The organism is Burkholderia sp. BCC1993, from assembly GCF_905339865.1.
Taxonomy (GTDB): Bacteria; Pseudomonadota; Gammaproteobacteria; order Burkholderiales; family Burkholderiaceae; genus Burkholderia.
Genome location: NZ_CAJPGZ010000002.1, coordinates 360,739 through 384,470 on the forward strand (window position 1 = coordinate 360,739; position 23,732 = coordinate 384,470).

Genomic DNA, 23,732 nt, shown 5'->3' on the forward strand with positions numbered 1-23,732 from the left:
TAAGCACTTGTTTGTCACTGCAGGACAGCTAGTCTGCTCATTCGTGTGCAGTGCGGATGTGCCGCCGGATTCCGGCGTCGTACCCCGCATCGCACGCCCGCCGCGGTTTCGGCCGACGCCTGGCGCCCGGGCCGCACCACCAGGAGCTTCGATGCCTTATGTCCTGATCGTCGAAGACGATGCCGATACGCGCGCGATGCTCGCGGCGCTCGCGCAAGCGCAGCAGCTTGCATGCGACACGGCCGCGACGCTCGAAGAAGCGCGCACGCTTGTCTCGACGAACACCCCCGATCTCGTGCTGTGCGATCTCGTGCTGCCGGACGGCAACGGCATGGATCTGTTCGACGCGTTGCCCAAGCGCGCGCATTGCGAAATGGTGCTGACCACCGGTCACGCGAGCCTCGAAACCGCGATCGACGCATTGCGGCGCGGCGCGACCGACTATCTGGTGAAGCCGCTCAACATGCAGCGGCTGAACAGCATCTTGGCGCGCGTGCCGCGCACCACCGCACTGCATGAGGAAATCGCCGAACTGCGCTCCGAACTGAAGCGTCTCGGCCGCTTCGGCCGGATGCTCGGCAGCTCGCCCGCGATGCAGGCCGTCTACGATGCGATCGGCCGCGTCGCGCGTACCGAGGCGTCGGTGCTGCTCACCGGCGAGTCGGGCACCGGCAAGGAGCTCGCCGCGCAGACGGTGCACGACCTGAGCCTGCGCCGCCGCGGCCCGTTCCTCGCGGTGAACTGCGGCGCGATCGCCGCGAATCTCGTCGAGAGCGAGATGTTCGGCCACGACCGCGGCAGCTTCACCGGCGCCGAGCGGCAGCACAAGGGCTTCTTCGAACGTGCGGACGGCGGCACGCTGTTCCTCGACGAAATCACCGAGATGCCGGTCGAATCGCAGGTCAAGCTGCTGCGCGTGCTGGAAACCGGGCGGCTCACGCGGCTCGGCTCGACGCGCGAGATCGATGTCGACGTGCGTATCGTCGCGGCGACCAACCGCGATCCGGACGCCGCGATGGCCGACGGCAAGCTGCGGCCCGACCTCTATCACCGGATCAACGTGTTCCCGATTCCGCTGCCGTCGCTGAGCGAGCGCGGCGACGACATCCCGATGCTCGCCGACGCATTCCTGCAGCAATACAACGAGGAAAGCGGCCGCAAGCTGCGGTTTGCGCCCGCCGCGCGCGACGCGCTGAAGTCCTACGCATGGCCCGGCAACGTGCGCGAGTTGCGCAACTTCGTGCAGCGCGCGAGCATCTTCGCCGACGCGGACGTGATCGACACGCTGCCGCCGCCGATCATGGACGAACTGTCGGACATGGTCGACGCGCACGAGGATCGCGTGACGGTGCCGTTCGGCACGCCGCTCGAGGAAGTCGACCGCAAGCTGATTCTCGGTACGATCGCGAAATGCGGCGGCGTGAAGGCGCAGGCGGCCGAAGTGCTGGACGTCAGCCTGAAGACGATCTACAACCGGCTCGCGCAACTGGAAGACGAAGCGGAAAAACCGGACTCCTGATGGCGTGCCGGATGCGCTCATGCGCGCACGCCCGCGCGGCGACGCGCGTCGTCGAGATGCGGCGAGATGACGAGCCAGCGTGTCGGAGCGCTCATGGTATGAAGGTCTCCCAGGTCAGCACAGGCGGCCGAGCAGGTGGCGTGCCCGTCCGGCTGCGCGTGGCCGGCTGCCGCCGGTTGGTTGGCAGGAGCGTGTCCGATGTTTGAATTTGCACGGCCGCAGGTCGGAAATTACGCAACCGCCGTGATGCTCGTCGCGATCGCGACCGTGTTGCAGGCGCTGGCGATCCGCTTCGGCGGCGTGAACCTGTCGCTGATCCTGTACTACCCGATGCTGGCCGGCGCGGCATGGCTGACGTCGTTCCTGTTCGGGATCGTGTCGACCGTGGTCAGCGGGCTGCTGATCTGGACGCTGTTCCTGTCCGATCCGGCCGCGTACACCGGGCCGCTATCGGCCCGGCTCGTGCAGCTCTTCACCTTCATGGTGGTCGGCACGCTGGTCTGCGCGGCCGCGGCGATGCTGCACCACGCGCGGCTCACGAACGACGTCGCGCGCCGGCGTGACGCGGCCGCGCGGCGGCGGCTCGAAGCCGTGCTGCAGTCGCTGCCGCACGGTGTGATTGCGACCGACGGGAAAGGCCGGGTGACTTACCTGAATGCGGAGGCCGCCGAGCTGGCCGGCTGCGGCGTGGACGATGCGACGGGCCGGCCCGTGCGCGACGTGCTGCGCATGTTCGATCACGACGGCCGGCGCGTGCAGGCGACGCCGCTCGAGCGGGCGCTCGGCGGCGCGCATGCGTTGTCCGACCGGCACTGGCTGCACGGCGCCGCCGGCAGCACGCCGGTGCCGATCGCCGAGGCGGCGTCGCCGATCGCCGATGCGGACGGCAACATCGACGGCGCGGTGCTGCTGTTTTGCGATGCCGGCGTGGCGCGCGCGCGCGCCGACAAGTCGCGGCTGCAGCTCGCGGTCGTGGAGGCATCGCCGGACGCGATCGTCGGGGTCGACGGCCAGGGCCGCATCGTCAGCTGGAACCCGGCCGCGCAGCGGATCTTCGGGTTCGACGAGTCCGAGGCATACGGGCGCCCGTTCGAATCGCTCGTCGCGATGCGCTGGCTGCAGCGCAACCCGCTGGCCGACACGTTCGACGCGATGCGCGAACCGGTCGGCCCGCTCGAACTGCTGTGCGTGCGCCGCGACGGCCGGCGCTTTCGCGCAACGGTGTCCGCATGCCCGGTGCGCGGCGACATGCGCAACTGCGTCGCGCTGTCGCTGACGCTGCGCGAGACCGGCGCGCAGCGCCGCCGCGACCTGCGCGCGCACCGTTCGCTGCAGGGCGCACGCGACGCGCGCGACCAGGCCGATACGTCGAACCGCCTGAAGGATGAATTGCTCGCGACCGTGTCGCACGAACTGCGCACGCCGCTGAACGTGATCTACGGCTGGGTCGAGGTGCTGCGCAATTCGCACGAAGACGCATTGCAGCAGCAGGCGATCGACGCGATCGATCGCAGCGCGCGTTCGCTCACGCGCATGGTCGGCGACATCCTCGACGCATCGTCGCTCGCGACCGGCAAGCTGCGGATCGATTCGATGCCGGTGGACGTGGTGCGGCTGTTCGCCGATGCGACGGGCGCGTTCCAGACGGCCGCGTCGTCGGTTGGCGTCGCGCTCGAATTCGACTGCGCCGCGCCAGCATGCGTGGTGTCGGGCGACGCGGAGCGCTTGCGGCAGATGCTGTCGAACCTCGTGTCGAACGCGCTGAAATTCACGCCGGCCGGCGGTGCGGTGACGGTCACGCTGTCGCGCGACGCCGGGCACGCGATACTGACCGTCGCCGATACCGGGCAAGGCATCGCGCCGGATTTCATCCCGTACGTGTTCGACATGTTCCGCCGCGCGGACGATTCGCCTGCCTCGTCGCGGCGCGGGCTCGGGCTCGGCCTGTCGATCGTGCGGCATATCGCCGAGCTGCACGGCGGCACGGTCAGCGTCGAAAGCCCAGGCCGCAATCGCGGCGCCACGTTCACCGTGACGTTGCCGGTCGGCTGGCAGCCGGTGGGGGCGATGGCGTGGAGCGTCACGCCGGACGACGGCACGCGCGGTACGCTGATGCTCGAGTCGCAGCGCATCCTGATCGTCGACGACGACGCGACCACGCGTGCGAGCCTGACCGCCGCGCTGACGACGCTCGGCGCGGTCGTCGCGGTCGCATCGTCGGGCCGTGACGCGCTCGCCATCGTCGCGGACGTGAAGCCGACCGTCGTGCTGTCCGATCTCGCGATGTCCGACGGCGACGGCTTCTGGCTGCTCGATGCGTTGCGCCGCGGCAGCGCGAACGGCGGCAGCCCGCCCGATCTGCGCGTGCTCGCGGTCACCGCGCACGCGGGCCTCGGCGACGAACGCCGCGCGCTCGAAGCGGGCTTCGACGGCTATCTGTGCAAGCCGGTCGACGTGCGTGAGCTGGCCCGCCGGATCGCGCGCGTGACGAGGCGCGACGGCTGACGCGCGGGCGTGCGGCGGCTGCCGGCCGCCGTGCCGGCAGGTGCGGATTGTCGCAGCGCGTGTAGACGTCGACGTCGACGTCGAGGTCGCGCTCGGCCAGCTGCTTCGCGACGTTCGCGACGTAGATGTTCTGACCGCCCGCGTCCACGCCGCCGATCACCCCCAGCGGTGACGCATGTTCACTATCAACGCGATTCTTTGCATGGTGTTGCTCCCGAGGTCGGGGCCGCGCCGGCGAGCCCCGTTGCGTCCCTCTTCGGCAATCGCCATACCCGTCACTTTGCGGGGTGCACACCCGGCCCATGTGCCGAAAAAATTACAACGGGTTGGATGAAAGGGCGTCCGATCGGCGGGCCGCGCGTGCATGCGGCGGGTTGCGCGCGGCACGCGATTTGCGTCACCCGGACGTCCGCCGGCCACGCCGGCCTCACGATAGGAGGTCACGATGAAGGTATTCCCGCTGCAAGCCCGCGCACCGCGATTCCGCCGTCATCCCGCCAGACGTCTCGGCATGGCGGTCGCGATCGCCGCGGCCACCGCCTGTATCGCCGTCGCGCCGAATGTGTTCGCCGCCGGAGACGACGGCTCGGCATCGTCATCCATGTCGTCATCGTCATCGTCGTCGTCGACGCATTCGAGCACCGGCGCGAAGATCCGAGACGCGACCATCACGACCAAGGCGAAGGCCGAGCTGGTCGGCACGAGCGGCCTGTCGGCCGGCGACATTCACGTGAAGACGCGCCACGGCGTCGTGATGCTGACCGGCAGCGTGCCGGAAGAGCAGCAGCGCACGCAGGCCGTCAGCGTCGTCAGGCAGATCGACGGCGTGCAGGACGTGCGCGACCAGCTGACCATCCGCCCGAAATAACCGCGGCCCCGCACAAGGAGTCCAGTGATGAACTGCATGCTCAAACCGGTCGGCGAGCAGACGATCGTGATCACGGGCGCCACCAGCGGCATCGGCCTCGTCACCGCGCGCAAGGCGGCACGGCGCGGGGCGAAGCTGGTGCTGTTCGCGCGCAACGAGGACGCGCTGAATACGCTGTGCGAGGAAATCCGCCAGCACGGCGGCCTCGCGGTGCCGGTCGCCGGCGACGTCGGCATTCTCGAGGATCTGCAGCGCGCGGCCGCGGCGGCGGCCGATACCTATGGCGGCTTCGACACCTGGGTCAACAACGCGGGCGTGTCGATCTTCGGCACGGCGGCGGCGGTGCCGCTTGAGGATCAGCGCCGGCTGTTCGACACCAACTACTGGGGTGTCGTGCACGGCTCGCTCGTCGCGTCGGACCATTTCAGGCGCAAGAGCGATTTCCACGGCGGCGCGATCATCAACATGGGCAGCGAGGCGTCCGATGCGCCGGTGCCGCTGCAGAGCGCGTATGCGGCATCGAAGCACGCGGTGAAGGGTTTCACCGATTCGCTGCGCCTCGAGCTCGAGTCCGATCGCCTGCCGGTGTCCGTCACGCTGATCAAGCCGGCCGCGATCGACACGATGTTCGTGATGCACGCGAAGAACTACATGAACGTCGAGGCGAAGCTGCCGCCGCCGATCTACGACCCGGAGCTCGTCGCCGACGCGATCCTGTTCGCGGCGGCGCACCCGCGCCGCGCGCTGTTCGTCGGCGGCGCCGCGAAGCTCACGTCGGCCGGCGCGTATTACGCGCCGCGGCTGTTCGATCGCATCGCGGCCACGCTGTTCTCGCGCGGCCAGCGCACGGTGCGCCCCGCGCGGCCGCGCGACGACAACGCGCTGTACGAGTCCCGCCATGCGCTGCACGAGCGCGAAGGGATGGACGGGCCGGTGCTGCGCGGTTGCGCATACAACGCGGTGGTGCAGCGGCCGAAGGTCGCGGGCGCGGTCGCGCTGGGGGCGGCGGCGCTGATGGTTGCCGCGTTCGCGCGGTCGCGGCGCACCTCGACGTAATGGCGTCCCTTTCCGTTTTTCATTCGAAGGAGGTTTCCATGTCATCCCGACAACATACGGGCCACGAATACAGCCACGCGCGCGCGCATGAAGGCGAGCGCAAGCAGCAGGATCACGACAAGGGCGGCCACCAGACCGGGCACGGCAAGGCGCCGGGCCCGGTCGACGTGCAGAAGGCGCTGAAGGGGATGGACTATCCGGCGAGCAAGGCGGAGGTGGTCCAGTGCGCGGAGCGGTCGCACGTCGACCCGCGCGTACTCGACATGCTCAGGCAGATCCCCGATCGGGAATACGGCACGCCGGCATCGGTATCGAAGGAGCTTGGGCGGCTGATGTGAGCGCCCCCGCGTCGCGCACGCGCTCGCGTGTGCGGCACCTTACGGCCACGAGGAGCACGACCATGGCGATGATCGTCGCAGGCCGCTTCACGACGTTCGATGAAGCGGAAGGTGGGGCGCGCCACCTTTACGAGCGCGCGTTCGGCCCGGACGACGTGTCGATCTTCTTCCTGAACCCGGGCGGCCAGCACGCGCGCTTTCCGATCGGCGGCGACGTGTATGCCGATACGGCCGCGAAGCCCCGGCGGCCGCGGCGCGCTGGTCGGCGCGCTGCGCGGGCTGCTGATCGGCGCGATCGTCGGGCTGATCGTCTATGCGCTCGGCGTGCGCTACTGGTTCGTGCCGGCCGCCGGTGCGCTCGCCGGTGCCTATCTCGGTGCGTTCGGCGGCGCGCTCGGCCGGATGCGCGGCGAGCAGGCCGAAGGCAAGGGCACGCTCGCGAAGACCGAAACCGGCGTGATCCTGGCCGCGCGCGTGACGTCGACGACCGCGGCCACCGCGGAAGACGTGCTGCGTGCGACCGGCGCGCAATCGATCGAACGTGTCGAAGGCGACTGGCAGGACGGCGAATGGCGCGACTTCGATCCAGTGCGCCGGCCGGACGGCACCACGCAGGGCACGCCGCGCTGAGCATGCCGTTTCTGCACGCGCTTGCAACGCGGCGTGCGGCGCGCGGGTGTCACTCGCGCACGGGGCCGGGCCGCCGCGCAGCATGCCGCTTGCGACGTCTCGCCGACACCCGTTCATGGAGGAACCCATGACGACGGCAACGACCCCGCCACACCAGGAGAAAGCGCATGAAACAACCCGACTGGACGGTCGCGGCGCTCGCCGCGGCTGTACTCGCCGTCGCGGGGCTCGCGCAGGCACAGATGCCGAGCGAGCCGCCCGCGTCGAATTCGCATGTGCCGGGCGGCGTGATCAACCCGTCGTCGGGCGCCGCCGGCGCGGGCGATCCGGGCATCGCGAAGGCGCCGCAGCGCGGCGATGCGGAATTCGTCGACAAGGCCGCGCTGGCCGGCAAGGCCGAAGTGCAGGCGAGCCAGCTCGCGTTGAAGCAGGCGCAGTCACCGGACGTGCGCGCGTTCGCGAAACGCATGGTGGCCGACCACGGCAAGGCGAACGCGCAGCTCGACGAGGTCGCCGCGCGCGCGGGCATGAAGCCGCAGGTCGAGCAGATCCACGACCCGGACGTCGAAGCGCTGCGCGGCATGAGCGGACACGACTTCGACACGGCGTATGTGGCAGCGGTCGGCCCGGACGCGCACAAGAAGGCGGTCGCGCTGTTCGAAGACGAGGCGCGCGGCGGCCAGGACGCGCAGCTGCGGGCGTTCGCGACCTCCGCGCTGCCGACGCTCAGGCATCACCTGAGCATGGCAGAAGCACTCCAGCGCAAGGTGGGCGCGCAGTAACGCGCGCCCGGTTCAACCCAGGGCCGCGCGGGCGGCCCGTTTTTTCGGAGAAGCAGTCATGGGCCAACGGCAATCGAAGCACGAAGGCATCCTGGCGTTGCTGTGCCAGGCATACGAAACCGAGCTCGGCGGCGCGAAGATCTACGAGGCCGCGCTCCAGTGTGCGACCGACGAGGACCTGCACAAGGAATGGGAGAAGTACCACCGCGAAACGATGCATCACCAGGAAGTGCTGCGCAAGGTATTCGACACACTCGGCCTCGATCCGGATACGCAGTCGCCGGGGCGCGCCGCCGTGGCGGCGACCGGCAAGTCGCTCGTCCAGGTGATCGAGCAGGCGAAGCAGCAGGCCGACCCGGCGGTCGCGCAGGTCGTCGCGGCCGAGTGCGTGGTGCTCGCCGAGACGAAGGATCACCTGAACTGGGAGCTGATCGGCTATGCGGCCGACCAGTTGCGCGACGGCGACGCGGCGAAGGCGCTGAAGGCCGCGCACGATGAGGTGGAGGCGGACGAGGACCATCACCTGTATCACACCCGCGGCTGGGCGCGCGAGATGTGGATCGACTCGATGGGCTTCAAGGCGGTGCTGCCGCCGCCGGAGGAAGTGAAGAAGGTCGAGTCGGCGGCCGATGCGGCGCGGGCCGAAAAGTCGCGCGGCAAGATGATGTGACACTGCCGGTTGGGCAACCGGGCGATGCCGCTCGCGCGGCTTGCCCGGTTGGCCGACATCGTCGCTCCGCCGTCTCCGCCCTCCGGTTTGACCGGTTGCACACGCAACTACACCGTGCCGATCACGTCGGCCTGCTCACGGCCGTCACGATCACCGGTGCCGCGCACGTCGCTCATTCGGCGTCTCCGGGTGCCGCGTGCGCGCCGCCGTTGCCGCGAGCGAGGCGTGACGCGGTGCGCAGCGCGTCGACGAGCGTCCGGTACGCGTGCTCGCGCGAATCGGCGCCGCGCGTGCGCAGCACGTAGGACGGGTGATAGGTCGCGACGACGAGACAGCCGTCCGGCGAGCGCACCGGCTTGCGCGTACGCTCCACCGTCGCGTCGTTGTCCTGCAGCACCGCGCGCAGCGCCGTCGCGCCGAGCGCGACGATCACGCGCGGGCTCACCGCGTCGAGTTCGCGTTCGAGCCAGTAGCGGCAGGCGGCGACCTCGCGCTGCGCGGGCGTCTTGTGCAGCCGCCGCTTGCCGCGCGGTTCCCATTTGAAGTGCTTGACCGCATTGGTCAGGTAGACGCTCGTGCGCGCGATGCCGGCCTCGTCGAGCGCGCGGTCGAGCATGCGGCCGGCCGCGCCGACGAACGGGATGCCCGCGCGGTCCTCCTGGTCGCCCGGCTGCTCGCCGACCAGCATGATGCGCGCGTCGGCGGGCCCGGCGCCGGGCACCGGCTGCGTCGCATGTTCCCACAATGCGCAGCGGCGGCAGGCGTCGAGCGTGGCCGGTGTGTCGTCGGCGGCCGGGGCCGCAGCCGGTTTCGTGCTCGCGTGGCGCTTCATGCCAATTCTCCGGTGCAGGCCGACGCCGCGCGCGCGAAGCGGCATGCTCGGGCGCGCGCGACAAGCCGATCGAAGGCGTTGCCGGGTCGGAACATCGGCAGTGCGTGCATCGGCAGCTCCCGTATCGACGATATCGACGACATGCAGCAACCGGTATGCCGCGTGCGGTCGCGATGAACGCGTCGTGTGTCGGAGCCGCATCCGGTGATGGCGGGGGACAGCGGATGCAACCAGCCCCCGGCGATGATCCAGCTGCCTTGCACGGTACGACTTGCAAAACGGCATCGAGCGGTATCGAGCGGCGTCGTGCGGTGCTCAGCCGCCTGCCGTGCGCGCCGCGGCGGCGCGTCCCGCCGCAAACGCCGCCACGCCGGCGCAAACGAGCAGCGCCGCACTCATCGCGAAGGTCGCGCGATAGCCGTGCAGGTCGTACAGCAGGCCGCCCGTCGTCGCGCCGAGCGTGATCGCGAGCTGCACGACCGCGACCATCAGCCCGCCGCCGGCTTCCGCGTCATGCGGCAGCGTGCGCGCGAGCCACGTCCACCAGCCGACGGGCGCGGCCGTGCCGGTCAGTCCCCACAGGGCAAGCAGGCCCGCGGTGGCTGCGGTCGATGCGCCGCACCACACGAGCGCGACGGCGATCGCGGCCATCAGCAGCGGGGTGACGACAAGCGTGCGGTACAGCCCGTTCTTCAGGCGCGCACCGATCAGGATCGTCCCCGCGACCCCGGCCACGCCGATCGCGAGCAGCATCAGCGACAGCGTGGCATTGCCGACGTGCGTCACCGTTTCGAGGAACGGCCGCAGGTAGGTGAACAGCGCGAACTGCCCCATGAACAGCAGGCTGACGGCCGCCATGCCGAGCGCGACCGGCACGCGGCCGAGTAGTGCGAGCGCATTGGCGGGCGCCGCGTGCGATGCGGCTTTCATCGGCGGCAGGCTGACGAGTTTCCAGCCGAACGCGAGCGCCGCGACCGGCACGACGCAGAAGAATGCCCAGCGCCAGCCGACGATGCCGCCGAGAAAGCTGCCGAGCGGCGCCGCGACGACGGTCGCGAGCGCGTTGCCGCCGTTCACGATCGCCAGCGCGCGCGGCACCTGGGCATCGGGCACCAGCCGCATCGCGGTCGCGGCCGACATCGACCAGAACCCGCCGATCGCAACACCGATCAGTGCGCGCCCCGCGATGAAGGCAACGTAATTCGGTGCGAACGCAACGATCGTGCCGGAGACGATCGTCAGCAGCGTCAGCACGAGCAGCAGCCGCTTGCGATCGCGCCGTCCGGCCAGCGACGCGATGAACAGGCTCGTCACGAGCGCGAAGGCGCCGGACACGGAAATGGCCTGGCCGGCCTGGCCTTCGCTGACATGCAGGTCGGTGGCGATCGGCGTCAGCAGGCTGACCGGCATGAATTCGGACGCGACGAGCGCGAACGCGCCGAGCGCCATCGCGAGGACGGCGCCCCATGCGGCGGTTTGAACGGGCGCGGGGCGCCGGTCGGAAGTGGCAACGGCTTGCATCGTTGAAGCGGTGCGGATCGTGGGCGAAGGGGCGGCGTCGGTCAGTCGCAGCGCGCGGCGGCCGCGCCGCGATCGGCCAGATGCGTGCGGCCGTCGGCATCGTGCGCGGCCATGACGCGTACGGACGCGGCCTGAGCATCGTCCACCCACGTGCGCGGATTGGCGCGTGCCGGATTGAAGCCGGCGGCTTCGTAGCGAATCATGTCCTCACGTACCTGCTCGCGCGTCAGGCCCTGCGCATGGGCGAACCACGGGCCGGACACGGCAAGTGCGGCGACGAGAAGGCGAAGAGCGGATTTCACGAGACGGACTCCGGAAAGGAATGCAGGGGAGATCCCCCAAAGTCGGCCACGGCCGCACGGGGACCCGAAGGCTTCGCAGTCTATCGACCCACAATCGATCGATTAAGTAGCGCGGCGCGCTTGGACTTATAAGCCGGACTAATGAATCGACGGAGGCCGTACCGGGTGGCGCGCGGCGGCGTCGGTGCTAGGATGGGCGTCCGTTTCGACAGGAGCCGCCCGACATGCCGCGCGAAAACCTCAACGATCTGCTGGCGTTTCTCGCGGTGGCGCGCGACCGGAGCTTCACGCGCGCGGCGGCGCGCCTCGGTGTGTCGCAATCGGCGCTGAGCCAGACGGTGCGCGATTTCGAAGCGCGGCTCGGCGTGCGGCTGCTGACGCGCACGACGCGCAGCGTGTCGACGACCGAAGCGGGCGAGGAACTGTTCCGGACCGTCGCGCCGCGTATCGACGAGATCGAAACGAAGCTCGCCGCGGTGGCCGATTTCCGCGACAAGCCGGCCGGCGTCGTGCGGATCACGGCCACCGAGCATCCGATCGACACGATCATCTGGCCGAAGCTCGGGAAGGTGCTGCCCGATTACCCCGACATCCGCGTCGAGTTCTCGGTCGACTACGGGCTGTCGAACATCGTCGAGGAGCGCTACGACATCGGCGTGCGCTACGGCAACCAGGTCGCGAAGGACATGATCGCGGTGCGCATCAGCCCGGACATCCGGATGGCGATGGTTGCGTCGCCGGCCTATCTCGACGGCCGCAAGCCGCCGAAGACGCCGCAGGACCTGCTCGATCACGATTGCGTGACGCTGCGGCTCGCGACCGCGAAGGGCATCTACGCGTGGGAGCTGAGGAAGGGCAGGAGCGAGATCCAGGCGCGCGTGAACGGGCGGATCACCTGCAACACGCAGCCGCACATGCTGCAGGCGGCGCTCGACGGATTCGGCATCGCGTTCGTCACCGAGGACATCGTGCTCGACCACGTGCGCACCGGCAGGCTGCGCATCGTGATGCCGGACTGGTGCCCGGTCTTTCCCGGCTATCACGCGTACTACCCGAGCCGCCGCCAGGCGTCGCGCGCGTTTTCGATCGTGATCGATGCGTTGCGGCATCGCGCGTAGCGGGGCGGCGGCGCCGGGCATTTCCCGGCTGGGTGTGCTGGCCCGAATCGGGCAAAATACCGGGCATTCGAGATGCGGAGACACGGCCCGTGGGAATCAACTTCGATTTGACCGATTTGCAGGCGTTTCGCGCGGTGGTGGAGCTGGGCAGCTTCCGCAAGGCCGCCGAGGCGATCAGCATTTCGCAGCCCGCGTTGAGCCGCCGGATCGACAAACTGGAGGAAGCGCTCGGCGTGCGTCTGTTCGAGCGCACCACGCGCAGCGTCACGCTGACCACCGTCGGCCGCGTGTTCGCGCCGAGCGCCGAGCAGTTGCTGGACGATCTCGACGTCGCGCTGCTCGGCATTCGCGACGTTTCATCGAGCCGGCTCGGTCACGTGACGATCGCGTGCGTGCCGTCGGTCGCCTACTACTTTCTGCCGAACGTGATCGCGAGCTATCACCGCCGCTTTCCGCGCATCAGGGTCAAGCTGCTGGACGCGAGCGCGAACGAGGTGCTGAGCGCCGTCATCAGCGGCGAGGCCGATTTCGGCGTGAGCTTCATGGGCAGCCAGGAGCCCGAGGTCGAATTCAAGCTGCTGCTGCAGGAGCGGTTCGTCGCCGCGTGCCGGCGCGACCATCCGCTCGCGCGCAAGAAGCGTGTGACCTGGAACGAGCTATACGAGTACGAGTACGTGTCGGTGGACAAGACGTCCGGCAACCGCCTGTTGCTCGACCAGGCGCTGACGAGCGTCGCGCCGCGGGCGCCGAGCGTGTGCGAGACGCGCCACGTGACGACCCTGCTCGGGCTGGTCGAAGCGGGCCTCGGCGTCGCCGCGGTACCGTCGATGGCGATGCCCGGGCACGACCATCCGCTGCTCACGAGCGTGCCGCTCGTCGAGCCGGCGGTCAAGCGCCGCGTGGGTATCGTGAAACGGCGCGGACGCGCGCTGACACCGGCCGCGGAAGCGTTCCACCAGGCGGTCGTCGATGCGAAGCGCGGCGAGGGATCGAAGCGAGTGACGCGTACGGCGAATGCGACCGGAACATCGGGAAAGACCGCATCGTGACGCTGGCAAGACCGCTTCGTTCGCTCTACGTGCAGGTTCTGCTGGCGATGGTGCTCGGCGTGAGCGTCGGCCATTTCTGGCCGTCGGCGGGCGCGATGCTCAAGCCGCTCGGCGATGCATTCGTCGGCCTCGTGCGGATGATGATCGCGCCGATCGTGTTCTGCACGATCGTGTCGGGCATCACGTCGCTGGCGAACGGGACAGCCATCGGGCGCACGATCGTCCGCGCGCTGGTGCTGTTCTATCTGCTGACTGCCGCCGCGCTCGCCTTCGGGCTCGGCGCCGCGTTCGTGCTGCAGCCCGGCGCCGGCATGCACGTGGACGTGCGCCATCTCGATGCGAGCGTCCTTGCGCCCTATACGCGGCATGCGCCGCCGCGCGGGTTGGTCGAGTTTGCGTTGAGCGTGATCCCGGACACGATGCTCGGCGCGTTCCAGCAGGGCGAGGTGCTGCCGGTGCTGCTGCTGGCGCTGCTGTTCGGTTTTTCGCTCAATGCGGCGCCGCAGGCGGGCCGGCCCGTGCTGGCGCTGATCGACGGCGTCGCGCAGATCGTCTTTCGCGTGCTCGCGCTGATCATGCGGCTCGCCCCGCTCGGCGCATTCGGCGCGATGGCCTTCACGGTGGGCCGCTTCGGCATCGGCTCGGTCGGCTCGCTCGCGCGGCTGATGATGTCGTTCTACGTGGCGTGCGGGCTGTTCGTCGCGCTGGTGCTCGCTCCGCTCGCGCGGTTGCACGGATTCGCGTTGTGGCGGCTGCTGCGCTACCTGCGCGAGGAGCTGCTGATCGTCCTCGCGACCTCGTCGACGGAGCCGGTATTGCCGCGGCTGATCGTCAAGCTGGAGTCGCTCGGTTGCGACAAGGGCGTCGTGGGGCTCGTGCTGCCGGCCGGCTATTCGTTCAACCTGGACGGCACCGCGATCTATCTGACCCTCGCGGCACTGTTCATTGCGCAGGCGTGCGACGTGCCGCTTTCCGCGCCGCAAATCGCGGCGATGCTGGCCGTCATGCTGCTGACGTCGAAGGGCGCGGCCGGCGTGTCCGGCAGCGGGCTCGTCGCGCTCGTCGCGACGCTCGCCGTGATGCCCGACCTGCCGGTTGCCGGGGTCGCGCTGCTGGTCGGCATCGATCGCTTCATGTCCGAGGCGCGTGCGCTGACGAGCGTGATCAGCAATGCGTGCGCGGTGATCTTCGTATCGTCGTGGGAAGGGGCGTGCGATCGTGCGCGTCTCGCGCGGGTGCTGAACGCGGCCGGGCCGGAAGGCCCGAATGGCGCCGACGATGCCGGGGCCGGCGCCGGTGCCGGGCGTGACGGGAAGGCGGTCTGACGCGCGCCTTCCCGGGTTACGGGCTCAATGCGCGGAGACGGAATCCAGCCCGGTCGATTTCACTTCCGCCTGCACGTCGGGCGACGCGAGATAGTCGAGGAGCGCCTTCGCTTCCTCCGGATGCTGCGCGCCGACCGGGATGCCGGCCGCGAAGCGCGTGACGGACTGCAACGCTTCGGGAATCTTGCCGACGAAAGTCGCGCCTTTCACGGGCAGCAGTTCGCTCACCTGCTGAAAGCCGATTTCGTAGTCGCCGTTCGCGACCACGGAGGCGACCGGGATCCGCGGGATCATCTTCGCCTTCGATTTCACCTGGTCTTCGATGCCGAGCTTCTTGAACAATTCCCGCTCGATATAGACGCCGCTCGCGCTGTCCGAGTAGGCGATCGACTTCGCATGCAGCAGCACTTCCCTGAGGCTGTCAGCCGAGCTGATGTCGGGTTTCGCCGCGCCGTCGCGCACGACCATGCCGATCCGCGAATCGGCCAGCTCGACGCGCGATCCGGGGATCACCTTGCCTTGCCTGATCAGGTCGTCGAGCGCGTAGCCCACCATGATCACCGCGTCGGCCGGCTCGCCGCGCGCCAGCCGGTTCGGAATCGCTTCGGGCGACTTGCCCATCGACGGGCCGAGCGCGGTGTCGAGCGTGTTGCCCGTGCGGGCCGCGAACTGCGGGCCGAGCCGTTTGTAGGCGGCGGTGAAGCCGCCCGAGCTCATCACGTGCAGCTCGGCGGCCTGCACGTTCGCGGCGATTGCGGCGGTGGCGACGAGTGCGGTCGCGCACAGTTTCAGGAGCAGGTTCTTCATGGTCGTGGTCGTGGCCTGGGGCGTGCGAAGTCGGGGCAGGGGGGGCGGCATGCAGCGTCAGTGCGCCGGTGTCAGCGTCGCGGGGTGGCGGCGATAGAGTACGAACGTCGCGAGCAGCGCGCACACCGCGGCGAGGCTCATCCAGTAACCCGGGGCGGCCTTGTCGCCGGTCATGTGAATGAGCGCCGTCGAGATGGCAGGCGTGAAGCCGCCGAACACGGCCGTCGCGAGGCTGTAGGCGAGCGAGAAGCCGGCCACGCGCACCTCGACGGGCATCACTTCCGTCAGCGCGACGACCATCGCGCCGTTGTAGATCCCATACATGAACGACAGCCACAGCAGCACGAGCAGCATGTTGATGAACGACGGCGCGTGCGCGAGCAGCGACAGCGCGGGGTAGGCGGTGGCGATCGCGAGCAGCGTCATGCCGACCAGCAGCGGCCGGCGGCCGATGCGATCGGACAGCGCGCCGCCGATCGGCAGCCACACGAAGTTCGACACGCCGACGCACAGCGTGACGAGCAGGCTGTCGGCAGTGCTCAGGTGCAGGACCGTCTTGCCGAACGTCGGCGCGTAGACGGTGATCAGGTAGAAGCTCGTGGTCGTCATCGCGACCAGCATCATGCCGGCGACCACGACACCCCAGTTGTGCGCCAGCGTGCCGAACACTTCCTTCATGCCCGGACGGTGCCGGCGCGCCTTGAACTCCTGGGTTTCCTCCAGGTTGCGGCGCAGCGCGAAGATGAACGGCACGATCATGCAGCCGACGAAGAACGGCACGCGCCAACCCCACGCGGCGATCGCCGACGCGCTCAGCCATTGATTGAGTGCGAAGCCGAGGCCGGCCGCGACGACGATCGCGACCTGCTGGCTGGCCGACTGCCAGCTCGTGAAGAAGCCCTTGCGGCCGGGCGTGGCCATTTCGGCGAGATAGACCGACACGCCACCCAGTTCCGCGCCTGCCGAAAAGCCCTGCAGCAGCCGCCCGATCAGCACGAGCGCGGGCGCGAGCAGGCCGATCGTCGCATAACCGGGGACGAACGCGATCAGGATGGTGCCGCTCGCCATGATCGCCAGCGTGACGATCAGGCCCTTGCGGCGGCCGACGTCGTCGATGTACGCGCCCAGCACGATCGCGCCCAGCGGCCGCATCAGGAAGCCGGCGCCGAAGACCGCGAAGGTCATCATCAGCGAGGCGAACTCGTTCGCGGTGGGAAAGAACACGGCGGCGATCTGCGTCGCGTAGAAGCCGAACAGGAAGAAGTCGAACTGCTCGAGGAAGTTGCCGGCCGTCACGCGGAATACCGCGGCGGCCTTCGAACGTCCGGTCGAAAGGCTGGGCGAGGGATGCATCAGGGTGTCTCCAGAAAATCCAGGAATGGCGCGGAAGGCGGTTGATTGTCGTTTCGGCCATCTTCGCCCGGAGACGGAGAAACGATAAGTGCAATTTATGGAAGGATTGATGTTGTCCGGTTATCAATCGGGCGGCGCGCCACGACTGTCGCGCGCCCGGCCGGCGGCCGGCGACGCCGGCTTCACAGGGCCGGGCCGGCCCGGCGATCCATCACAAAGAAAAGCCAAAAAAAGCCCCGCTTTCGCGGGGCACGTCGGCTAACACACCGGCAAATCGAGAACGATCAGTGCTGGTCGCGCGCGCGCGGATCGTTCAGTTCCTCGGTCGGATCGGTCAGCCCGAGCTCGTCGCCCGCGCTCCAGTACGGCGTGCTGCCGTAGTACTCGTGCAGCGGCTCGGCCCATTGCGGGTCGGCCATCGCCGGCCAGTGATCCTTGTCGAAGCCCGGCGCGTTGCGGATCCGCTCGGACGAGACCGACAGCAGGAAACACTTGCGTTCGGTATCGAGCGTGAGCGCGCTCCACGGAATTGCAAGCAGCTTGTCGCCGATGCCGAGCAGGCCACCGCTCGACAGCACGGCGTACGCGACGCGGCCCGAGCGCACATCGAGCATGATGTCCTTGATCTTGCCGACATCGTCGCCATCGGTCGTGTAGACCTTGTCGCCTTCCAGCGTGTCGGCCGCCATCACGTCCGGGCCGGGCCCGGCTGCGGTCGCGGCGCCCTTGCCGACGATGCGGGTCTGTCCTTGAGTCTGCATGGTTGTCCTCCTGGCTGCGTGGAGCGCGACCGTGCCCGGGATGGGCCCTGCGGGTCGCGCGGGTAGTCGGGGCGGGGCGTGAATTGCCCCGTCACGTCTGCTTCGGTTGCGACACGCCTTCGAGCGTGTTCGCGACGTCGTCGCGTGCGGGGCCGGCCGTGCGCGTCGCGATGTCCGCGAGCGACAGCATGCCGACGAGCCGCTTGTCGTGATCGACGACGGGCAGGCGGCGCAGTTGCGCGTCGGCCATGTAGTGCTGGATCTCTTCCAGCGAATCGTCCTCGAAACACCATTCGATCGGACCCGACGCGACTTCGTGGATCCGCGTTTCCGGCGGCTTGCCGGCCGAGATCGCGCGCACCGCGAGATCGCGGTCCGTGACCATGCCGATCAGCCGGTTGTTGTCACATACGGGCAGCGCGCCGATGTCATAGCGCTCCATCAGTTGCGCCGCATGACGGATCGAGTCGGTCGGCGCGATGCGCACGACGTCCTGCGACATGATTTCGTTGACGCGTTGCATGAAGTCCTCCTTGCGGGTTGAATCCGGGCCGTGTGAGTTGGCGAGTCCGGGCCGTACGGGGCAGCAAGCGGCGTGCCGTTCGGCAGCGTTGTCCGTCGAGCGCCGGCCGTCATTCGTCGCGGCGTCGGGCGGGGTCCTGCCACGGGCCGTCGTCGTGCGTGCCCGGCGGCGTGTCGGGCTCGATGCGCGTGATGCCACCGGTCGCGGGCGGATCGCTCGCGGGGAACGTGTCCTCGAGCTGCTTGTCGATATGGCGCTCCGAGTGGCGCGTCGTCGTTTGATCCTGGTTCTTCAACGGCGGCGACGGATCGCGCTGCGGCTGGTGCGGCGGCGCGTCGCGGCCGGTTCGGGTCGATTCCTTCATGGCGGGGCTCCGAGGCGATGACGATGGCGCGGTGATCGCGCAACGGCCGTGCCTGTCGCGACCGGGCGGCACGGGACTTGCCGCTTCTTCGATGGATGACCACGCAGGACGACGACGCAGGATGCCGGCCACAACGCGCGGTGCAATGCTCCGCACACACACGCACATCAAGCGGGAGGCACGATGACGATTCCAAAACGGCGGCCAGGGGTGCGCTATGAGATCAACGTATGCGGCGGGGGGTTCGAGTCGGTGAAGAGCCATTTCAGCGCGTGGAAACAGGAGCCGCTGATCTACCGGCCCGATCGCCGGATGTTCGAAGGCAAGGCCGACGTGCGGCCGCTCGGCGACGAGACGTTCGGCTCGACCGAGCCGGCGCGGTTCGCGTTGCAGCGCGCATGCGAGCCGGCCGATCCGTATGCGCTTGCCGCGCGGGTGCGCGACGACGACCACGAGCTGTGGCTCGTGATGGCCGCGTACGACGCGTAGCGCGCTGCCTTGAAAGAATTGCAGCGCGCGGTGTAGCGAAGGCACGGCGTACGGCGGGGTGGCGCGCGCGGCCGCGCGCCGGCGCGCGGAAAGGCGGCGTGCAAGGTGGCACGCAGCTTGCGGCCCTGCCTTTCGTGGACGATCGAGCGGCGCACGCCGCGCAACCGATCGGGCCCCGCGAGGACGACGCAATGATCGAATGCCCCCCATGAACCGAGACCCCGCCCAGTCGCTGCACCGACCCGAACCGCCGATACCCAACGTCGAACCGGACCCCGAGCCGCCCGCGCCGGACGACCTGCCGCCCGGCACGCCGGAACCGTATCACGATCCGGAAGGCGACCCGCCCGGGCATCCGCCGCCGGAGCGCGAGCCGCCGACGCGGGCGCCGCCGGTCCATGCGCTGCCGATTCACGCGCTGCCGATTCATGCGCGGCCGATTCATGCGCGGCCGATCCACGCACGGCCGATCCACGCGCCGCCGGTCCACGCGCCGCCGACCGACGTGCCGCCGACCGGCGTGCCGCCGATGGCGTCCATCCCACCCACGGAGAGCCCATGATGAGCATCAGCGTGAAACCCGGCATGCTGCGCGACGTGGCCGAGACGCTCGGCCGCCATTTCGAGGCGCGCGCGATGCCGTTCCATGCCGAGGAGCAGCCGGCCGGCGCGCTGCATTTCGGCTTTCGCGTCGACGGTCGTCCGGCGTCGCTGACCGTGACCTTCGATGCCGACGCGTTCGCGGCGCTCGAGCAGGCCGGTATCGAGCGGCAACGTGGCGCACTGATACGCGTCGCGGCCGAATTCGACACGATGATGGCGCGTCGCGCACCGAACGCGTATGCAGGCGATTTCCATTTCAACCGGCTCTGACCGTGCCGTCACGGCCAGCCCGGTGCCGCGCACCGCACTTCACGGAGGAGGTTCCGATGAAACCGATCCAGACGATACGCGTGTGCGCCTGTGCGTTCGCCGCTGCGTGCGCGCTGGGCGCATGCACGCAACCGCAGGGCACCTACGGCACGCGTGGCGGCGCACCGCCGGCGCCGCCGGACGGCCATGGCGCGTCGCCGACCACGACGATGCCCGACGCGAATACGCGCTACGACACGCGCCGGTCGCCGTACAACACGCTGCCGGCGGGCGCGACCGGCGGCGAGCCGGTCGACGTGCCGCCGCCGGGCACGCCGCCGCCGATGCAGTACTGACGCGCGGCACGCTGCACGGATGCCGCGCATCGATACCGCCTGCGACGGCATATTCGTGCGACGGCGTATCCGCGCGGAGCGAATGCCGTGCCCCCTAACTTGCTGGCGCTTGTAAAAAAGGGGGCGCCAGGGCCGTGGCCGACAGGGTACGAACCCGCGGGAGCCGCGCCGGACGGCGCTTCGCCACCCTGGCACGATAGCTGCGTGAATTCGCATATACGCATTCCGCACACCGTCAGGAGGGCATCGATGTCCGTCACGCTTGCGCTCCAGATGCGACAGCATCTGGCACTCACGCCGAGGCTTCAGCAGTCGCTTCGCCTGCTGCAGTTGTCTTCGCTCGAATTCCAGCAGGAATTGCGGCAGGCGCTCGACTCGAATCCGTTTCTCGAAGACGGGCAGGGCGACGAAGAAGCCGCCGACGCGCCCGAACCCGAGGTCGAAGCCGCACCGCCCGAGCCGCCACCCGAGCGCGAGGAAGTGCGCGCGCCGGACGGCGACGTGTCATACACGGCTGCGCCGACGACGCGCGGCACGGGGCGACAGGCCGACGACGCGGGCGACCAGTCGCCCGGCGAGTGGATGGCCGCCGAGCCGTCGCTGCACCAGCAGCTGCACGACGCGTTGCGGCTCTATCCGCTGAACCGGCGCGACCGCGAGGCCGCGCGCATCGTGATCGACGCGCTCGACGAAGACGGCTACCTGCGTCAGGAGCTGGGCGAGCTGCTGATCGCGGCCGATCCGGCGCGGCTGCTGTCGGAACAGGATCTCGCGGTCGCGCTGCGGCTCGTGCAGATGCTGGACCGGCCGGGCATCGCCGCGCGCTCGCTGTCCGAATGCCTGATGCTGCAGCTCAACGCGATTCCGGTCGGCACGCCGGCGCTCGCGGAAGCGAAGGCCATCGCGCGCGACCATCTCGAACGGCTCGCGCGCCGCGAGACGGCCGAGATCCAGCGGCGCGTCGGCTGCAACCAGGCGACGATGCAGGCCGCCTGCGCGCTGGTGCGCGCGCTCGATCCGCGCCCCGGCAACCACTACGGCAGCACGCGCGGCGACTACGTGATCCCCGATGTGATCGTGCGCCAGGTGCGCGACGAATGGATCGTGACGATCAATCCGGCCGTGCTGCCGCGCGCGCGGCTGCACGAGCGCTACGCGACGCTGTTCGCGCAGTCGAGCGGCGAGCGCGATTCGCCGCTGGGCCAGCAGTTGCAGGAAGCGCGCTGGCTGATCCGCAACGTGCAGAAGCGCTTCGACACGATCCAGCGGGTCGGCGAATGCATCGTCGCCCGGCAGCGCGACTTCTTCCGCTACGGCGAGATCGCGATGAAGCCGCTCGTGCTGCGCGACATCGCCGAGGCGCTCGACCTGCACGAATCGACGGTGTCGCGTGCGACCGGCAACAAGTACATGGCCACGCCGCACGGCACGTTCGAGTTCAAGCATTTCTTCCCCCGCAAGCTGGAGGCGGCCGGCAAGGGCGTGTGCTCGGCATCGGCCGCGAAGGTGCTGATCCGCGACATGATCGCCGCCGAGCGCCATACCGATCCGCTGTCCGACGTCGCGCTCGCGCAGAACCTCGCGGGCCGCGGCATCCTTCTTGCGCGTCGTACGGTGACCAAGTATCGCCAGGCGATGAAGATTCCGCCGGCCGACCTGCGCCGGCGCGACGCCGCATGACGATACCGTCCGAACCGCGCGCGGCTCGCCCGTGAGCCACACGGTCGTCGCGCGCCACCGAGAGGAGGAAAGCCATGCCAGCCAAGTCCCAGGCACAGCAACGCGCCGCAGGAGCCGCCCTGTCGGCCAAGCGCGGCGAAACGAAAATGAAGGACCTGAAGCCGCCTGCGAAGTCGATGGCCAAGTCGATGAGCGAGAAGGAACTCGAAAAAATGGCTTCGACGCCGGTCCACGGCAAACCCAGGCACAAGCACGATTCGTGATCGACGGCGACACGCATCGACGATCACTGTTCTTCAGGACTCCAGGAGGCATTCATGCTTCGTTACGCCATCATCTTCCTCATCATCGCGCTCGTCGCCGCCTTGTTCGGCTTCGGCGGCATCGCGGCCGGCGCGGCCGAGATCGCGAAGATCCTGTTCTACATCTTCGTCGTGATCTTCCTGGTCACGCTGCTGCTGGGGGTCGTGCGGCGATGACGACCGCCCCCGACCGTTCGCAGCGCATCGCGGAGATCGAGCATGCGCTCGCGAACGGCTTTCCGTCGGAGTCGACCGTCGTGGTGCATGCGGACGACGCGTCCGGGCGGCTGACGATCCAGGTGTCGTGGGTGCGCGTGCCGTCCGATGAAGACGCGCGTCAATGGCGCTGCGCGGTCGACCTGCGCTTCGATCCCGACGTGCTCACACGCTATGCGTCGCTCGGCGCGGCCGACCGGCTGCGCGTGCGCACGCAGCTGTGCGACCTCGCGCGGCGCGCGGTGGACGAGCACAAGCCACGCGTCGAGGACGCGGAGATCGAATGCAGCGTCGCGCTCGACGTGACGCGCGCCGAACTCGACCGCGCGTTGCGCGCGCCCTGACGGACGCAGCCCGCATCGACGCCGCAGCCGGGCCGTCGCGACACGCGCCGTGCGGCTCGTCCATGCCCGTGACGGCTTCCCGTGTGTGCCGCCACGCGCTCGCGCACACAGCAAAGGAGGACTCGCATGGCATCGCGGATGATCTGGAAAGGCGCGATCAGCTTCGGGCTCGTTCACGTGCCCGTGCAGCTGTTTCCCGCGACGCGCACCGTGAAGCCGTCGTTCCGGCTGCTCGACAAGCGCTCGATGGACCCGGTCGGCTATCGGCAGATCAACAAGCGCACCGGCAAGGAGGTCGCGCGCGAGGACATCGTGCGCGGCTACGAGTACGAGAAGGAGCGCTACGTCGTGCTGACCGACGAGGAGATTCGCGCGGCCAATCCGGAATCGACGCAAACCGTCGATATCCTGACGTTCGTCGACGCGGACGCGGTATCGTTCCTGTATCTCGACACGCCCTACTACCTCGTGCCGGACCGCAAGGGCGAGAAGGTCTATGCGCTGCTGCGCGACGCGCTGAAGGACAGCGGCAAGATCGGCATCGCACTCGTGGTGATGCGCGACCGCCAGCATCTCGGCGCGCTGATTCCGGTCGGGCCGCTGCTCGCGCTCGATACGCTGCGCTGGCAGGAAGAGCTGCGGCCGCTCGACGAACTGACGGTGCCGGCCGACGACGCGAAACACGCGGGCGTGACCGCGCGCGAACTCGGGATGGCGAAGAAGCTGATCGACGAGATGGCGGGCAAGTGGACGCCGGACGAGTATCACGACACGTTTCGCGACGACATTCTCGAGCTGGTCGAGCGCAAGGTGCGCGCGGGCAAGATCGAGGAGATCGAGGAGCGTCCACCGCAGACGGGCCGCGCGGCGGCCAACGTGGTCGACCTGACCGAGCTGCTGAAACGCAGCCTGAAGGGCGGCGGCGCGCGCGCGGCGGGCCCGCGCAATGCGGGCGACGACGAGGGCGCGGAGGTGGACGCGTCGTCTTCCTCCGCGTCGTCTTCCTCTGCGTCGTCGCGCGGCGGCGCGCGCCGCAAGCCGGCTTCGAAGGCCGCGCCGAAGGGCTCCGCCGAGAAGACGCCGGCGGCGAAGCGGCCGGCCGCGAAACGTTCCGCGACCGGCGAGCATGCGGCGAAGAAAACCGCCGTGCGCCGCAAGCACGCCGCATGA

At 69.2% G+C, this 23,732-nt stretch carries 26 protein-coding genes and 3 pseudogenes; 20 read left to right on the plus strand and 9 right to left on the minus strand.

Annotated elements, in window-relative coordinates; all coding sequences use genetic code 11:
- The first annotated feature begins 151 nt into the window (after positions 1-151).
- Together U4Y91_RS04435 and U4Y91_RS04440 are read left to right on the plus strand one after the other, a co-directional pair.
- On the plus strand, positions 152-1,519 hold the full coding sequence (locus tag U4Y91_RS04435; protein WP_321803594.1) for a sigma-54 dependent transcriptional regulator: 1,368 nt from the start codon (positions 152-154) through the stop codon (positions 1,517-1,519).
- A gap of 198 nt (positions 1,520-1,717) precedes the next feature.
- Positions 1,718-4,024: an ATP-binding protein gene (locus U4Y91_RS04440; RefSeq protein WP_321803596.1), complete on the plus strand. Its 2,307-nt coding sequence runs from the start codon at positions 1,718-1,720 to the stop codon at positions 4,022-4,024.
- A gap of 34 nt (positions 4,025-4,058) precedes the next feature.
- On the opposite strand, the pseudogene U4Y91_RS04445 reads toward U4Y91_RS04440, so the two are convergent.
- A pseudogene (locus U4Y91_RS04445) lies at positions 4,059-4,228 on the minus strand (glycosyltransferase family 1 protein); the annotation flags it as partial.
- Between the two features lie 241 nt (positions 4,229-4,469).
- On the opposite strand from U4Y91_RS04445, the gene U4Y91_RS04450 reads away from it, so the two are divergent.
- From U4Y91_RS04450 to U4Y91_RS04475, 6 genes and pseudogenes are all read left to right on the plus strand, one after another.
- Entirely contained in the window at positions 4,470-4,892 is a 423-nt protein-coding gene (locus tag U4Y91_RS04450; protein WP_321803597.1) for a BON domain-containing protein, read from the plus strand.
- A gap of 27 nt (positions 4,893-4,919) precedes the next feature.
- Positions 4,920-5,948, plus strand: a complete 1,029-nt coding sequence (locus tag U4Y91_RS04455; RefSeq protein WP_321803599.1) for an SDR family oxidoreductase — start codon at positions 4,920-4,922, stop codon at positions 5,946-5,948.
- A 38-nt stretch (positions 5,949-5,986) separates the two neighbouring features.
- The gene (locus U4Y91_RS04460) at positions 5,987-6,286 is read left to right on the plus strand and encodes a DUF2795 domain-containing protein (RefSeq protein ID WP_321803600.1); all 300 of its coding nucleotides are present in this window, start codon (positions 5,987-5,989) and stop codon (positions 6,284-6,286) included.
- A gap of 62 nt (positions 6,287-6,348) precedes the next feature.
- A pseudogene (locus U4Y91_RS04465) lies at positions 6,349-6,916 on the plus strand (hypothetical protein).
- Positions 6,917-7,083: 167 nt separating this feature from the next.
- The gene (locus U4Y91_RS04470) at positions 7,084-7,698 is read left to right on the plus strand and encodes a DUF4142 domain-containing protein (RefSeq protein WP_321803602.1); all 615 of its coding nucleotides are present in this window, start codon (positions 7,084-7,086) and stop codon (positions 7,696-7,698) included.
- 58 nt (positions 7,699-7,756) lie between these two features.
- Positions 7,757-8,368 (plus strand): hypothetical protein, encoded by a 612-nt coding sequence (locus tag U4Y91_RS04475; protein WP_321803604.1) that lies wholly within the window; start codon positions 7,757-7,759, stop codon positions 8,366-8,368.
- Between the two features lie 172 nt (positions 8,369-8,540).
- Here U4Y91_RS04475 and U4Y91_RS04480 read toward each other — a convergent pair whose 3' ends face one another.
- The 3 genes from U4Y91_RS04480 to U4Y91_RS04490 form a co-directional block, all read right to left on the minus strand.
- Positions 8,541-9,200, minus strand: coding sequence for a UdgX family uracil-DNA binding protein (locus U4Y91_RS04480; RefSeq protein WP_321803605.1), 660 nt, complete (start codon positions 9,198-9,200; stop codon positions 8,541-8,543).
- Positions 9,201-9,515: 315 nt separating this feature from the next.
- Positions 9,516-10,721: an MFS transporter gene (locus U4Y91_RS04485; protein ID WP_321803606.1), complete on the minus strand. Its 1,206-nt coding sequence runs from the start codon at positions 10,719-10,721 to the stop codon at positions 9,516-9,518.
- A 41-nt stretch (positions 10,722-10,762) separates the two neighbouring features.
- On the minus strand, positions 10,763-11,023 hold the full coding sequence (locus U4Y91_RS04490) for a DUF4148 domain-containing protein (protein WP_321803608.1): 261 nt from the start codon (positions 11,021-11,023) through the stop codon (positions 10,763-10,765).
- Between the two features lie 224 nt (positions 11,024-11,247).
- Between U4Y91_RS04490 and U4Y91_RS04495 the strand changes: the two genes are divergently transcribed.
- The 3 genes from U4Y91_RS04495 to dctA all read left to right on the plus strand — a co-directional run bounded on the left by U4Y91_RS04495 (position 11,248) and on the right by dctA (position 14,515).
- A complete protein-coding gene (locus U4Y91_RS04495; protein WP_321803609.1) occupies positions 11,248-12,141 on the plus strand; it encodes a LysR family transcriptional regulator in 894 nt (297 codons plus the stop codon).
- Between the two features lie 89 nt (positions 12,142-12,230).
- Positions 12,231-13,190 carry a LysR family transcriptional regulator gene (locus U4Y91_RS04500; protein WP_321803611.1) on the plus strand — a complete coding sequence of 320 codons (960 nt, stop codon included), beginning with the start codon at positions 12,231-12,233 and terminating at the stop codon, positions 13,188-13,190.
- Positions 13,187-14,515 carry a C4-dicarboxylate transporter DctA gene (dctA, locus tag U4Y91_RS04505; RefSeq protein ID WP_321803613.1) on the plus strand — a complete coding sequence of 443 codons (1,329 nt, stop codon included), beginning with the start codon at positions 13,187-13,189 and terminating at the stop codon, positions 14,513-14,515. The genes U4Y91_RS04500 and dctA overlap by 4 nt, the downstream gene beginning before the upstream one ends.
- A gap of 24 nt (positions 14,516-14,539) precedes the next feature.
- Here dctA and U4Y91_RS04510 read toward each other — a convergent pair whose 3' ends face one another.
- From U4Y91_RS04510 to U4Y91_RS04530, 5 genes are all read right to left on the minus strand, one after another.
- On the minus strand, positions 14,540-15,322 hold the full coding sequence (locus tag U4Y91_RS04510; RefSeq protein ID WP_321803615.1) for a substrate-binding domain-containing protein: 783 nt from the start codon (positions 15,320-15,322) through the stop codon (positions 14,540-14,542).
- 57 nt (positions 15,323-15,379) lie between these two features.
- Positions 15,380-16,675 (minus strand): MFS transporter, encoded by a 1,296-nt coding sequence (locus U4Y91_RS04515; RefSeq protein ID WP_321803616.1) that lies wholly within the window; start codon positions 16,673-16,675, stop codon positions 15,380-15,382.
- A 284-nt stretch (positions 16,676-16,959) separates the two neighbouring features.
- Positions 16,960-17,436 (minus strand): PRC-barrel domain-containing protein, encoded by a 477-nt coding sequence (locus U4Y91_RS04520; RefSeq protein ID WP_257772027.1) that lies wholly within the window; start codon positions 17,434-17,436, stop codon positions 16,960-16,962.
- A 91-nt stretch (positions 17,437-17,527) separates the two neighbouring features.
- A complete protein-coding gene (locus tag U4Y91_RS04525; protein ID WP_044843380.1) occupies positions 17,528-17,959 on the minus strand; it encodes a CBS domain-containing protein in 432 nt (143 codons plus the stop codon).
- 109 nt (positions 17,960-18,068) lie between these two features.
- On the minus strand, positions 18,069-18,323 hold the full coding sequence (locus tag U4Y91_RS04530) for a hypothetical protein (RefSeq protein ID WP_321803619.1): 255 nt from the start codon (positions 18,321-18,323) through the stop codon (positions 18,069-18,071).
- 183 nt (positions 18,324-18,506) lie between these two features.
- Here U4Y91_RS04530 and U4Y91_RS04535 point away from each other — a divergent pair, with 183 nt between their 5' ends.
- The 9 genes and pseudogenes from U4Y91_RS04535 to U4Y91_RS04575 all read left to right on the plus strand — a co-directional run bounded on the left by U4Y91_RS04535 (position 18,507) and on the right by U4Y91_RS04575 (position 23,732).
- A complete protein-coding gene (locus U4Y91_RS04535; RefSeq protein WP_044843382.1) occupies positions 18,507-18,812 on the plus strand; it encodes a hypothetical protein in 306 nt (101 codons plus the stop codon).
- Between the two features lie 208 nt (positions 18,813-19,020).
- Positions 19,021-19,215: pseudogene (locus tag U4Y91_RS04540) on the plus strand (hypothetical protein); the annotation flags it as partial.
- Positions 19,216-19,373: 158 nt separating this feature from the next.
- Entirely contained in the window at positions 19,374-19,685 is a 312-nt protein-coding gene (locus tag U4Y91_RS04545) for a hypothetical protein (protein WP_321803783.1), read from the plus strand.
- Between the two features lie 56 nt (positions 19,686-19,741).
- On the plus strand, positions 19,742-20,020 hold the full coding sequence (locus U4Y91_RS04550) for a hypothetical protein (protein WP_321803621.1): 279 nt from the start codon (positions 19,742-19,744) through the stop codon (positions 20,018-20,020).
- Positions 20,021-20,269: 249 nt separating this feature from the next.
- Positions 20,270-21,700, plus strand: coding sequence for an RNA polymerase factor sigma-54 (locus U4Y91_RS04555; protein WP_321803622.1), 1,431 nt, complete (start codon positions 20,270-20,272; stop codon positions 21,698-21,700).
- Between the two features lie 74 nt (positions 21,701-21,774).
- The gene (locus tag U4Y91_RS04560; RefSeq protein ID WP_321803624.1) at positions 21,775-21,963 is read left to right on the plus strand and encodes a DUF3008 family protein; all 189 of its coding nucleotides are present in this window, start codon (positions 21,775-21,777) and stop codon (positions 21,961-21,963) included.
- 54 nt (positions 21,964-22,017) lie between these two features.
- The gene (locus U4Y91_RS04565) at positions 22,018-22,179 is read left to right on the plus strand and encodes a DUF1328 domain-containing protein (protein WP_044843387.1); all 162 of its coding nucleotides are present in this window, start codon (positions 22,018-22,020) and stop codon (positions 22,177-22,179) included.
- Positions 22,176-22,562, plus strand: a complete 387-nt coding sequence (locus U4Y91_RS04570; protein WP_321803626.1) for a DUF3022 domain-containing protein — start codon at positions 22,176-22,178, stop codon at positions 22,560-22,562. Before U4Y91_RS04565 ends, U4Y91_RS04570 begins: the two co-directional genes overlap by 4 nt.
- A gap of 126 nt (positions 22,563-22,688) precedes the next feature.
- On the plus strand, positions 22,689-23,732 hold the full coding sequence (locus U4Y91_RS04575; RefSeq protein WP_321803627.1) for a Ku protein: 1,044 nt from the start codon (positions 22,689-22,691) through the stop codon (positions 23,730-23,732).